We start from the raw sequence: 14,804 nt of genomic DNA on the forward strand, positions 1-14,804 counted from the left end.
GAACGGATTTTTCAATTTTACATTCCTAAGAATAAAAGCATGTTACGAGTAGAGAATCTATCATTTTCATATGATAAACTTCCAGTTTTAGAGTCCATTGATTTACGTATTCAACGTGGAGAGCATGTGGCCATTATTGGTGAAAGCGGTTGCGGCAAAAGCACCTTGCTAAAACTAATGTATGGTTTAATGGATTTAGAACAGGGCGAAATATTCTGGGAAGACGAACAAATTTTAGGTCCTGCATTTCATCTGGTTCCAGGTATGCCTTTTATGAAATACTTGTCTCAAGATTTTGATTTAATGCCATTCATTACCGTTTCTGAAAACATTAGCCAGTATCTATCTGTTTTTTATCCTGATGAATTAAAAGAACGTACTCAAGAGCTATTAGAGATGATAGAGCTCACTGAGTTTGCAGATAAAAAAGTAAAAACCCTAAGTGGTGGTCAACAACAACGCGTTGCCTTGGCTAGAGTATTGGCGCAAAAACCAGAAGTGCTTCTTTTAGACGAACCGTTTAGCCATATCGACAATTTTCTTAAAAACAGCTTGCGCCGAAATATTTTCAATTACTTGAAAGAGAATCTTATTACTACGATTGTTGCCACGCATGACGTACATGATGTTTTACCTTTTGCCGATCGCGCGGTTGTTTTACGTGATAAAGAAATTATAGCCAGGGCAAGACCTATGGAGCTATATAAAAACCCTAAAAACTTGTATGTAGCTTCTCTTTTTGGCGAGGCAAGTATGATTTCTATAGATGTGCTTAAAACATACGCGAATACCAAAAGAAAAATTATAGTATATGCACATGAGTTCCGAGTTTCACCTTCTCAAGGCTTTCATGTTACGGTAGAAAAAGCATACCCAATGGGCAGTCATTACCTAACAGAAAGTAAAAGCGATGATGACGAAACCATCTTCTTTAACGCAGATAAACTATACCCTAAGGGGAAGGAATTGTTTTTGAATGTAGCCATTGAAACTATCAATCAACGCATACAAGAAGCCGCTGCTAATTAATACAAAAGCAAGTTGTGAACAAAGAACAAATTCTTACCGAATTACAATTTAAAGCCATTAGAAGTAGTGGTCCCGGAGGTCAGCATGCCAATAAAGTTTCCTCTAAAGTAGAATTGTCTTTTCATATTGAAGCTTCATCGGGACTAACAGAACGCCAGAAGAAAAGGGTGCTTCTGAAATTAGGTAACAAACTGAGTAAAGAGGGCTTACTCATATTACAATGCGATGAATCTCGCAGCCAACATAAAAACAAAGAGTTGGTTATTAAAAGATTCTTGAAACTTATAGAAAAATCTTTAGTAGTACCTAAGGCAAGAAAGAAAAGCAGACCTACTAGATCATCTATTGAAAAGAGATTGAAAGGTAAGAAAATCGCTTCTTTAAAAAAGCTGAATAGAGGTAAGCCAGACTACTAATATGTAAATCCATTTATGCGAAAATGGAATAGAATACAAATACGGTTATGGCTCCTGTTATTCCTAGCACTCCAGTGCCTAAGCCAAAAAGACGATACCCTGTCTTTACATTCATACCACTCATTTGCGTAACCACCCAAAAGAAGCTGTCGTTTGCATGAGAAATTACAGCAGAACCCGCACCAATTACTACTACAACCAGAGCTTTTTGTATTTCGGTATCAAAACCAAGTGATGACATCATCGGCATGATTATGGATGCTGTAGTTACCAATGCTACCGTTGAAGAACCTTGCGCTGTTTTCAAGGCTGCCGCTAAAACAAAAGGCAAGAAAATACCCATATTATAATCGGTCAAGGTTTGCCCTAGAATTTCTGCAATGCCGGAATTCTGTAATATTTTACCAAATATTCCACCTGCACCTGTAATCAATAAAATAGAGGCCGCATCCTTAATTGCTTTACCTACCCAACCAGCCGATGAGAGCATATCATAATTCAATTTTTTAGGCAAGAGCAGACATAAGAAAACTCCAATTAATAAAGATATAACTGGCTCACCCACAAAATTGATGAAATCTAATAGTCCGTTTTCTTGTCCGATATCCATGGAGTTCAGTACGGACTTCAAGACAATTAGAAAAATGGGAACCAGAATGGGTATAGATGCTTTTAAAGCACTGGGCGAATCTTTAATTTCTTGTTCTGCGTCTAAAGCATCTTCAACATCAGGCGCTATCATGGTTTTTGATGCATATTTCTTAGCGAATATGATTCCGACAATCAAGGCGACAATACTTGTTGGAAACCCAAAAGCAATAACCAAACCTAAATCTGCACCAAGAATACCTGCAGCTGCAATTGGGCCAGGAGTTGGCGGCACCATAGTATGTGATGCCATTAAGCCCAAACCTAATGCTATTGCCGGACCGGCAATTGAGATTTTGGCTTTCTTGGAAAGACTTTTGTTCAAAGGATGTAGTAGCATAAAACCACTATCTGCAAACACCGGAATAGAAACAATATAGCCGATGATTCCCATTGCCATCGTCACCCTTTTCTTCCCTATTACACCCAACACTTTTTCTGCAATAGCAAATGCACCACCAGTATGTTCTAGAAAAGCACCAATGATGACCCCAAGTACTATAATCAACCCAATTTTACCTAGCGTTCCGCCAAAACCGTCATTTATAGAAACAATGATATCAGCATAAGGCATACCTGCAAAAATGCCGTATAAAATGGAAATAATAAACAGCGCAAGAAACGCGTGAATCTTTAGTTTTGTCGTTAGTATAATTATGGCAATGACTGCAAGAAATAGGTAAAATATTTCCATGATTGGTGGCTGTAATTATTAATTGAGTTGAACTAAGTAACAATTTAACCAAATCCTATTTAAAAAGTTTAGTCAAGTCTTTCTATTTCAGCAAACCACTAATTTACTTGCAAGGAGTCTAGCTTCTGTAATAATTCGATTCTTTTATCACCCCACCATTCCCAATGCGATTCTTTCTCAAGTTGCTCATCTACAATTAGCATAGCGTCATTGACTTTACCTTGCTCTTCTAACCCAAGCATTTCATAATAAGCAAAGGTTTGTAACTCAAAAACATTCTTGGTTCTTTTTTCAAAATACTTTGATAATTTTTCAGTTTCCTGATAAAATTTTTTATCTATTAGCGAATCAAGTAAATTATATATTAATTCCGTATCCGCATGAAACTCCTCTTTTATCTCACTATTTATTGTTTTACTATAAAAGTTAATTGCAGCTTGAGAACCTTTTTCGGTAGTAATGATTTGAAGTGTATCACTTATTAACCTTTTAGGTTCTGAAACTTTTTTTACGATTAATGGATTGTAAATTAAAGTAGCAGCCGCTGGTACTCCATTACCACCTTCCTTTCCATAAGCAATTGAATCTGGTAGAATAGCAGTTATCTCATCTCCTTCAACCAAGTAGTTATTTAGTTCTTCAAACCCATCAATCATAAAAGTTACCCCATGAATAAATCTAATAATAGAATCTTCTTCTGTGGATGTTGACCAAAAAATGGAATCAGATTCATTTAGGTACAAATCCATATATGCTTCCACTTTAGATCTCGAATGAATTGGTCTGCCGTTACCCTCTTTTAAAAAGATATATTTTAATCCACTAGATGTAATTATAGTATCACCTAATATTATATCTCTTCTCTCCTCTTTACCCCCCTGATTACAAGAACAGAATGAAATAATTAAAACAAAAAGAAGAAAGATCTTTTTCATATTAATAGTTGAAATCATATTACACCAACAATAACCAACTCCTTTCCATTAAAACTAAAAACATCGCCTACTGCTTTACCAAAGGCGAGTTTACCAATAGGTGTTGCGGCAGAAATACAATAGACGGACTTAGGTTTGCTTTTAAATTCTCCTGCAGATATAGCTATGTAATATATGAAGGCATCTGTAACAACCAAACTTCCTAAACCTATGGTTGGGGCATTTCTATCTATTGGTACTTTTGATAGTAGTTGTTGCGTTTTTTCTAATTCTGCCAACTGTTGGCCTAACTTTTCTCGCTCTAACTGGATCATTGCACGACCAGTTTCGTGCTTATCACCGGCGCTACTCTTGGTCTCTGTGGTTAAGGCAGACTCTAATTCTTTAATTTGATTCTGTATTCTAGTTGACCTATCTTCAACAAATTGCAAGCAAAAATTATGAGCGTCTTTCTTTAAGTTATCAAGTAATTCAGTTTCCTTCAATGTGATACAGATCTGCTAGTTTATAGATCAAGTAATTTACGATTTGATTATCACTTTCACCACCACTTATCAAGTTTTGAATCTCTATTTCATTTTCAGCTTTAAAATAGTCCAAATCACCAGAGCGATCATCACTAAAAATATTCCATGATTTAAGTCCGTTTAGCATTGCTTTATGAGCTTCATATCGTTTTGTTATTGCTTGAATTTTCTTCTTATCAACTTTTACGGCTGACTCGCTTTCGTTTAGCAATTTATAATCTGCCGTAATTTGTGCATCTGCTTTTTCTGCCTCGGTAATAATTTTAAAATAAGCTCTAGATACTAAAGATTCATATTTAGAATGAAATCTAGATTCCACGATATCATCATCAGCTAGTGGCACTTCAGCATCTGTACTGGCATATAAATCGTCTTTTGTATACGAATTAGCTGTAATAAGCGATTGTTTCCAAGCCTCGCTTTTAATATGTTCTTTCCAAACCCTGGCGTATTCTCGCTGATAATGAGTTTTGGTTAATCCGCAGCTTGCCAAACAAGTAATGCCAATTACAACTGTAAGTACAGCCATAACCACTCTTTCAATAAATATTTTCATATAGTATAATGCTATTACAAACCAACTTTCAAGTTTACTGTTCTAGGTAAACCGTTAAGTGCATTTTGGGTAATAGATAATCTAAGGGGACGTACAATTTATAAATAAATATAAGAGTATACCTACGTTTTGAATAAGATTTCTAAAAAATTGGTTGAATGGGATATTTCATTAGTCTAATATATTGGCAAGCTTTTTACCTATAGTGCTACCAATGGCAATACCCATACCACCTAAGCGGACACCGCATGCAACATTGTTGGTTACTTGTTTTACTATTGGCTTCTTTTGTTGACCTACACCCATTATACCACTCCAGCTGTAATCAATTTCAAAAACGGTATTTGGTAAAATGACTGATTTCAACAACTCTAGGAGTTTATTTTCTATTAAACGGGTTGTGCCAAAGTCAGTAGTTTCTTCGGTTTTAAAATCCAGATTGCGACCACCCCCCAACAAAATTCGATCATCAATATTGCGGAAGTAATAGTAGCCTTCTTCTAGATGAAATGTTCCTTTTATATGCAAGTCTCTAATTGGTTTTGTAATCAATACTTGTGCCCGTGCAGGTTTTACGTTCTCCGACAGTAGTTGAGCAGCAAAACCATTTGTCGCTATCAGTAATTTTTGGGTCATAAATTCCAGGTCATCTGTTCTGACTATTACTTTTGCACCTGCATCTTCAAAAGAATGTACTTGGGTTGAATTTACAATTGTAATGCCTTTTTGCTGTGCTAATTGCACTAAAGCTGACATCATCTTACCGGTATTAATTTGCCCTTCAAATACCTGAGAAATGTAATTACTTTTTATTCCATTGAAATTAAAACTATTTGGCGTGATTTTAAAGGCATCATTCTTAAAGACGGGCCGTAGTAGCTCATTTATCCATGTTAATTCCTTTAGACAGCTCTCATATAACGCTGCATCCTGATTTAAAAATAATTCGTGTCCGCCATTATTCTGATAACCAATTGCATCATCCCCTAACAACGTACGTAGCGATTGTATTCCATGAAACCGGTCTTGAGCCAATTGCAGTACTTCTTGTTCTGAATGTGTTTTTAGGTCTGATAAAATTTCAGAAACACTACCAAAACAGGCGAACCCTGCATTTTTGGTACTGGCACCTTGCGGAAGCTTCCCTTTTTCCAAAATAAGAATACGTGCTTTAGGATGCTTTCGTCTTAATTCTAAAGCACAGTTTAAACCTACTATTCCACTACCTACAATAGTAAAATCGATATTAGAAAACCAAGATGCACGTTCCCAGTAGCTTAAATTCATAGTTGCATTTTTGATATAAGATAAAAAATCAATCTTAAAAAAGAACATAAAAAAACTCCAACATTGCTGTTGGAGTTCGTTATTAATTTTCTGGTTGAGGATCCATTTTCCAATCGTCCATAAAGGCTGTCGTATAATTACCTGCCAAATAATCCGGGTGGTCCATTAACTGCCTGTGGAAAGGAATAGTCGTTTTAATTCCCTCAATTACAAATTCATCTAAAGCACGCTTCATTTTGTTGATCGCCTCTTCCCTAGTTTGGGCAGTAGTGATCAGTTTTGCGATCATAGAATCATAGTTTGGAGGAATACTGTACCCACTATATACATGCGTATCCATACGTACACCATGACCACCTGGCGTATGTAAGGTTGTAATCTTACCTGGTGATGGTCTAAAGTTATTATATGGGTCTTCCGCATTAATTCTACACTCAATAGAATGTAATTTTGGAAGGTAGTTTTTACCTGAAATCGGCACACCTGCAGCTACAAGTATTTGCTCACGAATTAAATCGTAATCAATAACCTGCTCTGTAATAGGGTGCTCTACTTGAATACGAGTATTCATTTCCATAAAATAGAACTTACGGTGCTTATCTACCAAAAATTCTATGGTACCAGCGCCTTCATATTTTATGTATTCCGCAGCTTTAACCGCAGCTTCACCCATTTGCTCTCTCAACTTATCTGTCATGAAAGGTGACGGAGTCTCCTCTGTCAACTTTTGGTGACGACGTTGTACAGAACAATCTCTTTCTGACAAGTGACATGCTTTACCGAATTGATCACCAACAATTTGAATTTCAATATGTCTTGGCTCTTCGATCAGCTTTTCCATATACATACCACCATTACCAAAAGCAGCAGTTGCTTCGTTAACGGCACTATCAAAAAGCTCTTCCATTTTATCTTCGGAAAAAACGGCGCGCATACCTTTACCACCACCACCGGCAGTAGCTTTGATCATTACCGGATAGCCCATTTTCTTCGCTATCTTCTTGGCATCTGCAACATCTTTCAATAGACCTTCTGAACCTGGTACACAAGGCACGCCAGCTTCTTTCATGGTTTCTTTGGCCGTAGCCTTATCTCCCATTTTGTCTATTTGATCACCAGAGGCACCAATGAATTTTATATCATGTTCTGCACAGATACGTGAGAACTTTGAATTTTCTGAAAGAAAACCATAGCCTGGGTGAATGGCATCTGCATTTGTAATCTCTGCAGCTGCAATTATATTTGGGATCTTTAAATAGGATTCACTACTAGCGGCAGGACCAATACATACAGCCTCATCTGCAAAACGCACATGTAAACTTTCTTCATCTGCCTTACTATATACGGCTACCGTTTTAATACCCATTTCTTTACAGGTACGGATAACACGCAAAGCGATTTCTCCCCTATTGGCAATCAGTATTTTTTTAAACATCTTTTAAATTTTAAGTTCTTGGTTCTACATAATTCTTACACACCGCAGAACAGCGGTATCTAACAATAACTACTCAAAATTTAGTTAAGAAGGATCTACCAAGAATAATGGTTGATCAAACTCTACCGGTGAAGAATCGTCTACCAAAATCTTAACGATTTTACCAGAAACTTCAGATTCTATGTCGTTGAACAATTTCATTGCCTCAATAACACAAAGTACATCTCCAGTACCAATTGTCTGACCTACTTCAACAAAAACAGGTTTGTCTGGAGAAGGTTTTCTGTAGAATGTACCAATGATAGGAGACTTTATTGTAATATACTTATCGTCTTCCGCCTCTGCTGCAGGTGCCGCTGGTGTAGCTGCTTCTGCAGGAGCTGCAGGTGCGGCCGCTATCGGTGCCGCTGCTGCTGGCTGTGCCATAGGCATAGTATGCACGTAAGTTGGTTCAGAATTACCAGTTAAGCTTCCGGTACGAATGGTGATCTTAATATCATCCGTTTCCAGTTTTACCTCGCTAGCGCCAGACTTGGCAACAAACTTGATAAGGCTTTGAATTTCTTTAATATCCATATTTTCTAAGTTATAATTGGTAGTTGATGTTAGTTAATACGCCCATTTAAGGTAAATAGAACCCCATGTAAAACCGCCACCAAAGGCTGCAAATACAAGATTATCTCCTTTTTTAAGCTGTTTTTCGTAATCAAATAATAATAATGGTAATGTTGCTGATGTAGTATTACCGTAACGTTGAATATTCATCAACACTTTTGAATCACCTACACCCATTCTTTTGGCTGTAGCATCAATAATACGTTTGTTCGCCTGATGTGGCACTAGCCAATCTACATCTGACTCGGTAAGATCATTTCTATCCATGATCTTTGCCGCTACATCTGCCATATTAGAGACGGCAAATTTGAATACCGTTTTTCCTTCTTGAAAAATGAAGTGTTTTTTATTGGTAACACTTTCTATAGTAGCTGGCATCAGAGATCCGCCACCTTCCATGCCCAAATATTGTCTACCACTACCGTCCGCTCTCAAATACTCATCTTGTAGACCAAGACCTTCTGTATTAGGTTCAAAAAGAACTGCGCCGGCACCATCCCCAAAAATAATACATGTGGTACGGTCGGTATAATCAATAATAGATGACATTTTATCTGCACCTATTAGTAATACTTTTTTATATCTACCGGTTTCTATATGACCGGCGGCTGTGGACATGCCAAAAAGAAAACTTGAACAGGCCGCCAATAAATCATAGGCAAAAGCATTGACCGCTCCTATTTCTGAAGCCACGAAAGCTGCTGTAGAAGCAACCATACTATCTGGTGTTGCCGTAGAAACTATAATAAGGTCTATTTCAGAAGCATCTAGCCCCTTCTTTTCCATTAGGTCTTGTGCCGCTTTAATGGCTAAATACGACGTACCTTCTCCCTCTTCCTTTTTAAGTACCCTTCTTTCCTTAATGCCCGTTCTGGTAGTAATCCATTCGTCATTGGTTTCAACCAAATCCTCTAGCATTTTATTGGTCATTACAAACTGGGGAACATAGCCTCCTACCGCGGTAATAGCTGCTGTAATTTTGGTCATACTTTATTTGCTTTCTTGTAAAAAACTTAAAAAACCTGTCAAAAGTCATGAAAATTAGTGATTTTCAACGACTTTTTGGGTAAAGTTATCGGGTTTTTGAAAAATTGCAATTAATAGCCATACCTCTGTTATCAGTTAATTTATCTGAGTAACAAGGGCGTAAAATACAAATTGGGCTAAAAAAAACTCCCTACTTCAAATGAAGTGGGAGTATAGTATAATGTAAAAGGTTCTTAAGCTTCTGCTTCTTCAGTTTTGTCAACCAAAACTTGACCTCTATAATGTAATTTACCTTCGTGCCAGTGAGCTCTGTGAAAAAGGTGAGTCTCGCCAGTTGTAGAATCGGTAGCCAATGTAGGTGCTACTGCTTTATAATGTGTTCTTCTTTTGTCTCTCCTTGTTTTGGAAATTTTTCTTTTAGGATGTGCCATTTAAACCTTATTTATCCGTTAATAGTTTCTTTAATGCGTCCCATCTGGGATCGTTTTCTTCTTTATCTGATCTTTTCTCTTTTGGTTGAAGCTCCTTTAACCTGTCTAACACTTCAGATTCTAAAGTGCCATCTTCAATACCAGGGTGAATTCTTTTTTGCGGAACTGCCAATACTAGCATTTCATACACGTATTGCGCAATGTTCAATTGGTGCTCGTTATGAGGAAGAATCAATATTTCATCATTCTCGTCATTATACTCTTCACCAAACTTTACCACCAAATGTAAATCTCCGCTTATAGCTTGATCATACGGTTCGCTAGTAATGTCACAATCAACATTCACTGTTCCAGATGCTTCCATATCAACCTCCATCATAGTACTTGTTTTATGAAGTACCACATCTAAATTGATGCTGGCAGCGTTGAACTCATCATATCCAAAAGAATCAAAGAACGTATTGTCAATCTGGTAATTAAAGTTGTGTTTTCCTTGCTTCAATCCTGAGAAAGGAATATTGAACTCCTTTTGCTTCATCACGTACACACTTAAATTAACACTAATCGCCCACAAAAGGCGGGTGCAAAGATACTATAATTTTGATAAAAGACAATAGTTATCAACTATTTATCTTTATAACTTTTTAATCTAACTAAATTTTAACGTTCTCTCTTTAAACGTTGCTTTTTTAATACGTCTTTCGTAAGCTCTTCAAACTCGGTTCTGTTCTTAAAAATCTTCAATGCCATAAAGACCGCTTCTTTAAAAGAACTCTCGTCTGCCAAGCCTTTTCCTGCTATTTCATAGGCTGTTCCATGATCTGGAGATGTTCTCACTTTACTTAAGCCTGCCGTGAAATTTACACCTTGACCAAATGCAATGGTTTTAAAAGGAATTAACCCTTGATCATGATATGCCGCTAAAATAGCATCGAACTTTTTATAACCATCAGATCCAAAAAAACTATCTGCTGAGTAGGGTCCGTATACTAAATGACCCATATTTGACATTTCTTTTATCACTGGCTTCATTACCTCATCGTCTTCTTTGCCAATTACTCCGTTATCTCCACTATGCGGATTTATACCCAGTAAAGCTATTTTTGGTTTGCGAATACCAAAATCCATCTTCAATGATTTTTCAATAGTATTGATCTTATCGCGTATTAACCTTGGTATTATAGCTGCAGAGACATCTTTTACCGCTACATGATCGGTCAACAAACCTACCTTTAAGGTATCTGTTACCATAAACATTAAACTCTCACCATCTAGCTCTTGTGCTAAAAAGTCTGTATGTCCTGGAAATTTAAATTCGTCTGACTGAATATTGTTCTTGTTGATCGGTGCCGTTACCAACACATCTATATCTCCTTTTTTTAATGCATCTACCGCTGCTCTTAAAGATTTAATGGCATATTCACCACCAGCTTTAGTTGCTTGTCCAAAATCAATTCTTGGCACTTCTTTCCAAACATTTACAATATTGACCTTATTATCTATTGCTTTTGAAGCATCTGGAATTCCGTTGAAAACAACATTAAGTTTCAACTGCTTCATTTGAAAGGAAATCGTTTTATTAGAGGCAAAAATAACGGGAGTACAGAAGTCTAACATTCTGCTGTCTTGGAATGTTTTCAATGCAACTTCACATCCTATTCCGTTTAAGTCCCCTATTGAGATGCCTAACCTTATTTTCCTATTTTCCTCCATGATAATCTGTACCTTTGTAACCCCACTTAAAAACCTTGAAATTGGTTTTGACTTTCCAAAAGGAGAAGCAAAGTGGTCGTCCTAATTTAAATATTGGGACACATATTAAACGACAAAATTACTTAAATTAAACGACACATGTTTACGGGAATTATTGAAACATTAGGTAAAGTTACTTCTCTGGAAGCCAAAGGCGGAAACTTAGATATCACTATAGAATCTAGCTTAACTCCTGAACTTAAAATAGATCAAAGTGTTGCACATAACGGCGTTTGCTTAACGGTTGTAAGTCTTACCGATACTACTTACACGGTAACTGCTATTGCAGAAACACTGAATAAAACTAACTTAGATACGCTTAAAACCAATGATGTTGTAAACTTGGAACGTGCCATGATTTTAGGGTCTAGGTTAGACGGCCATATTGTTCAAGGTCATGTAGATCAAACTGGCGAATGTACTAGCGTAAAAGAAGATAATGGTAGTTGGATATTTTCTTTCACCTACGATATAAATACTGGTAACCCCACCATTGAAAAAGGATCTATTACCATTGACGGTACTAGTTTAACTGTTGTTAATTCTGGAAAAAATTCTTTTGACGTAGCTATTATACCTTACACCTACGAACATACTAGATTTAACACCTATAAACCGGGTACCATCGTAAACCTGGAGTTTGATGTTATTGGGAAGTATGTTGCAAAGTTGATGGCGAAATAATCTGTCTGCCTAATACATTTTACAAAATATAAGGCAGTTATATAAGACTATTCATATAACAACATAGCTCATATAAGAATGTAGCCCTAAACGATATTATCCTTTTTTGCACGGATGTTATAAGATGTTTCCTTTTAGGCGATTCCAAGCTTTTACCAATAACACACCTGCAATTGCTGATACTACGGTTAAAACAATGGCTTGCGTAGTTCTTCCATAAATCCAATAACCGGTAGCGAACATTATAGAATAAATTAGAATTACGCCTAACAACATAGCGGTTACACCTGCAGGCACACTCCACTTCTCTTTATCTTCTACAATCTTAACGGCATCTGTTTTTGCATCGGCAACTACTTTTGACCAACCGGGACCACCTGGTTGTATTTTCTTGTAAAAGCTTCTTAGGGTATCATTTGATTCTGGCTGCGTCATAAAAGTGGCAATCAACCAAATAATCGTAGTTACAACTACTATAAATATATACTCAGACCAGTCTGGTAATACGCCTGTTTCCGTTGCAAAAAGATATGCACCAACGGGAGTCAATTTTAATATAATAGAAATAATACCCGATGCAAACATTGCCGTAATCTCACTCCAAGCATTAATCCTCCACCAGAACCATCTTAAGATAAATATGAGTCCAGTACCTGCACCAAATGCCAACAAAATATCAAATAACTGAAGTGCATTTTGAAGCAGCAAAGCCAATGCTGCACTAAACAACATTAAAACAATGGTTGAAATTCTACCTACGGCCACCAATCTTTTTTCAGATGCATTCGGGTTTATCTGCTGCTTATAAAAATCAAATACAATATATGACGACCCCCAATTTAACTGTGTACTAATAGTACTCATATACGCAGCTACCAAGGATGCCAACACAACACCCAATAATCCACTAGGTAGTTTGGTCAACATGGCAGAATATGCTAAATCATGACCTAATTTATCTGCCGTAACATTTGGGAAAGCTTCTTGTATGCTTGCTAAATCCGGGTATACCACGATAGATGCCAAAGCCACTAAGATCCATGGCCATGGTCTTAGCGCGTAATGCATTATATTAAAAAAGAACGTTGCGCCAATTGCATGATTTTCATCTTTTGCCGCCAACATACGTTGCGCAATATAACCACCACCTCCCGGCTCTGCACCTGGGTACCAAGAACTCCACCATTGTACGGCTAAGGGAATTATAAACAACGTAATCAACGCTTTCTTGTTACTAAAATCTGGAAGGATGTTTAGTTTTTCAGAAACATTTTCATTTGCCATTAAAGCTTCAATACCACCAACCTCTGGTATATTCACTAAGTAATAAGCAGCGCCAATTGCCCCTGCCATTGCTACAAAGAATAAAAGGAAATCGGTATATACTACCCCTTTGAATCCGCCAAGGGCGCTAAAGGTTACTGTAATCAGACCAGCACTTACAACCGTTTGCCAAGGTTCTAGACCTAGCATTATGCTACCTATTTTAATCGCTGCCAATGTTACGGCAGACATGGTTATTACATTGAAAATCACTCCTAAATAAACTGCCCTAAATTTTCTTAAGAAACTTGCCGGTTTACCGCCATATCGCATTTCGTAGAACTCTAAATCGGTATTTACGTTCGATTTACGCCATAGTTTTGCATAAACGAAAACGGTCAACATTCCAGTAATCAAAAAACACCACCAAACCCAGTTACCAGAAACACCGTTGGTACGCACAATATCTGTTACCAAATTGGGCGTATCCGTTGAAAATGTTGTTGCCACCATTGAAAGACCTAGCAACCACCATGGCATAGTACGACCCGATAGAAAAAACTCCGATGAATTTTTACCCGATGTTTTTGATACATAAAACCCTATGCCTAAGACAAGGGAGAAGAAAACTATAATAAAACTATAGTCTAGCGTACTGAGTTCCATAAGTTGGTTTTAGGTTGATTGTTAAAGATATATTATTTTAGGACATTCTTATACCTAATACGCTAAACGTACCTCGTGCTACTATCAATAACTACAGAAATTACCCCAACAGCTTGGATTTTGGCATCAATTGCCACTTTCATTATAGGATTATCTAAAGCGGGCATTAAAGGAATTGCTGTTTTGAACGTTACCATAATGGCTTTGGCATTTGGTGCAAGACAGTCTACAGGCATGGTGGTACCTCTTTTAGTTCTTGCTGATATATTTTCCGTTATCTACTATAATAAATATACACAGTGGAAATATGTCTTTAAAGTATTACCGTGGATGCTCGTTGGTTTATTAATAGGTGTATTCATAGGAAACGAACTGCCCGAAAAGTTCTTTAAAATAGCCATGGCAATCATAATCATCATTACCGTTGGTATGATGTTTTATTGGGATCGCAAAAAGGACAAGAACGTACCATCTCACTGGACATTTGCCGGAGCCATTGGTACCATAGCCGGTATTACCACCATGGTGGGTAATTTAGCCGGAGCTTTCTCTAACATTTACTTTTTAGCCATGCGCTTGCCAAAAAATCAATTTATAGGTACGGCTGCTTGGTTATTTTTAATTGTAAATATCATTAAACTTCCATTTCATTTTTTCATCTGGAAAACCATATCTATTGAATCTTTACAATTGAACTTGATGCTTTTACCTGGTATTCTTTTAGGGTTTTTCGTTGGAGTTCGATTTATAAAACACATTAAAGAAGCTTTCTTTAGAAAGATGATTTTAGTATTAACGGCTGTGGGTGCTGTGCTTATTATGCTTAGTTAGAATTTTTAAGTTTGATTTATTTTGGTGTGAAAATCAATTTTAAAGACC

16 protein-coding genes are annotated in these 14,804 nt (G+C 36.9%); 4 read left to right on the forward strand and 12 right to left on the reverse strand.

Translation table 11 applies throughout. The annotated features are described in order from the left end of the window. Window positions 1-39: 39 nt before the first annotated feature. Entirely contained in the window at window positions 40-1,029 is a 990-nt protein-coding gene (locus tag UH1x_RS08165) for an ABC transporter ATP-binding protein (protein WP_036150589.1), read from the forward strand. A 14-nt stretch (window positions 1,030-1,043) separates the two neighbouring features. Further along, window positions 1,044-1,445: an alternative ribosome rescue aminoacyl-tRNA hydrolase ArfB gene (gene arfB / locus UH1x_RS08170; RefSeq protein ID WP_482626126.1), complete on the forward strand. Its 402-nt coding sequence runs from the start codon at window positions 1,044-1,046 to the stop codon at window positions 1,443-1,445. A 13-nt stretch (window positions 1,446-1,458) separates the two neighbouring features. Here the strand turns inward: arfB and UH1x_RS08175 are convergent, their stop codons facing one another. The 11 genes from UH1x_RS08175 to pdxA all read right to left on the reverse strand — a co-directional run bounded on the left by UH1x_RS08175 (window position 1,459) and on the right by pdxA (window position 11,273). Next, window positions 1,459-2,787: a GntP family permease gene (locus UH1x_RS08175; RefSeq protein ID WP_482626127.1), complete on the reverse strand. Its 1,329-nt coding sequence runs from the start codon at window positions 2,785-2,787 to the stop codon at window positions 1,459-1,461. 98 nt (window positions 2,788-2,885) lie between these two features. Beyond that, a complete protein-coding gene (locus UH1x_RS08180) occupies window positions 2,886-3,722 on the reverse strand; it encodes an FKBP-type peptidyl-prolyl cis-trans isomerase (RefSeq protein WP_482626128.1) in 837 nt (278 codons plus the stop codon). 14 nt (window positions 3,723-3,736) lie between these two features. Continuing rightward, on the reverse strand, window positions 3,737-4,207 hold the full coding sequence (locus UH1x_RS08185; RefSeq protein WP_482626129.1) for a 3-oxoacyl-ACP synthase: 471 nt from the start codon (window positions 4,205-4,207) through the stop codon (window positions 3,737-3,739). Further along, window positions 4,194-4,805, reverse strand: a complete 612-nt coding sequence (locus tag UH1x_RS08190; protein WP_482626130.1) for a hypothetical protein — start codon at window positions 4,803-4,805, stop codon at window positions 4,194-4,196. Before UH1x_RS08190 ends, UH1x_RS08185 begins: the two co-directional genes overlap by 14 nt. Window positions 4,806-4,976: 171 nt before the next feature. Then, window positions 4,977-6,092 (reverse strand): NAD(P)/FAD-dependent oxidoreductase, encoded by a 1,116-nt coding sequence (locus UH1x_RS08195; protein WP_482626131.1) that lies wholly within the window; start codon window positions 6,090-6,092, stop codon window positions 4,977-4,979. Between the two features lie 82 nt (window positions 6,093-6,174). After that, window positions 6,175-7,527 carry an acetyl-CoA carboxylase biotin carboxylase subunit gene (accC, locus tag UH1x_RS08200; protein WP_036150607.1) on the reverse strand — a complete coding sequence of 451 codons (1,353 nt, stop codon included), beginning with the start codon at window positions 7,525-7,527 and terminating at the stop codon, window positions 6,175-6,177. Between the two features lie 84 nt (window positions 7,528-7,611). Beyond that, a complete protein-coding gene (accB, locus tag UH1x_RS08205; protein WP_396632813.1) occupies window positions 7,612-8,103 on the reverse strand; it encodes an acetyl-CoA carboxylase biotin carboxyl carrier protein in 492 nt (163 codons plus the stop codon). A 33-nt stretch (window positions 8,104-8,136) separates the two neighbouring features. Continuing rightward, the gene (locus tag UH1x_RS08210; protein ID WP_482626132.1) at window positions 8,137-9,129 is read right to left on the reverse strand and encodes a beta-ketoacyl-ACP synthase III; all 993 of its coding nucleotides are present in this window, start codon (window positions 9,127-9,129) and stop codon (window positions 8,137-8,139) included. A 233-nt stretch (window positions 9,130-9,362) separates the two neighbouring features. Further along, window positions 9,363-9,560 carry a 50S ribosomal protein L32 gene (gene rpmF / locus UH1x_RS08215; RefSeq protein ID WP_027065618.1) on the reverse strand — a complete coding sequence of 66 codons (198 nt, stop codon included), beginning with the start codon at window positions 9,558-9,560 and terminating at the stop codon, window positions 9,363-9,365. Between the two features lie 7 nt (window positions 9,561-9,567). Next, window positions 9,568-10,098 carry a YceD family protein gene (locus tag UH1x_RS08220; protein WP_036150613.1) on the reverse strand — a complete coding sequence of 177 codons (531 nt, stop codon included), beginning with the start codon at window positions 10,096-10,098 and terminating at the stop codon, window positions 9,568-9,570. Window positions 10,099-10,220: 122 nt separating this feature from the next. After that, a complete protein-coding gene (gene pdxA / locus UH1x_RS08225; RefSeq protein WP_482626133.1) occupies window positions 10,221-11,273 on the reverse strand; it encodes a 4-hydroxythreonine-4-phosphate dehydrogenase PdxA in 1,053 nt (350 codons plus the stop codon). Between the two features lie 138 nt (window positions 11,274-11,411). On the opposite strand from pdxA, the gene UH1x_RS08230 reads away from it, so the two are divergent. Continuing rightward, window positions 11,412-11,996, forward strand: coding sequence for a riboflavin synthase (locus UH1x_RS08230; protein WP_482626134.1), 585 nt, complete (start codon window positions 11,412-11,414; stop codon window positions 11,994-11,996). A 117-nt stretch (window positions 11,997-12,113) separates the two neighbouring features. On the opposite strand, the gene UH1x_RS08235 is transcribed toward UH1x_RS08230, so the two are convergent. Next, window positions 12,114-13,925, reverse strand: coding sequence for a sodium:solute symporter family protein (locus tag UH1x_RS08235; RefSeq protein WP_482626135.1), 1,812 nt, complete (start codon window positions 13,923-13,925; stop codon window positions 12,114-12,116). Window positions 13,926-14,000: 75 nt separating this feature from the next. Here UH1x_RS08235 and UH1x_RS08240 point away from each other — a divergent pair, with 75 nt between their 5' ends. After that, the gene (locus UH1x_RS08240; RefSeq protein ID WP_482626136.1) at window positions 14,001-14,756 is read left to right on the forward strand and encodes a sulfite exporter TauE/SafE family protein; all 756 of its coding nucleotides are present in this window, start codon (window positions 14,001-14,003) and stop codon (window positions 14,754-14,756) included. Window positions 14,757-14,804 lie beyond the last annotated feature (48 nt).

The organism is Maribacter sp. UH1, from assembly GCF_056839145.1.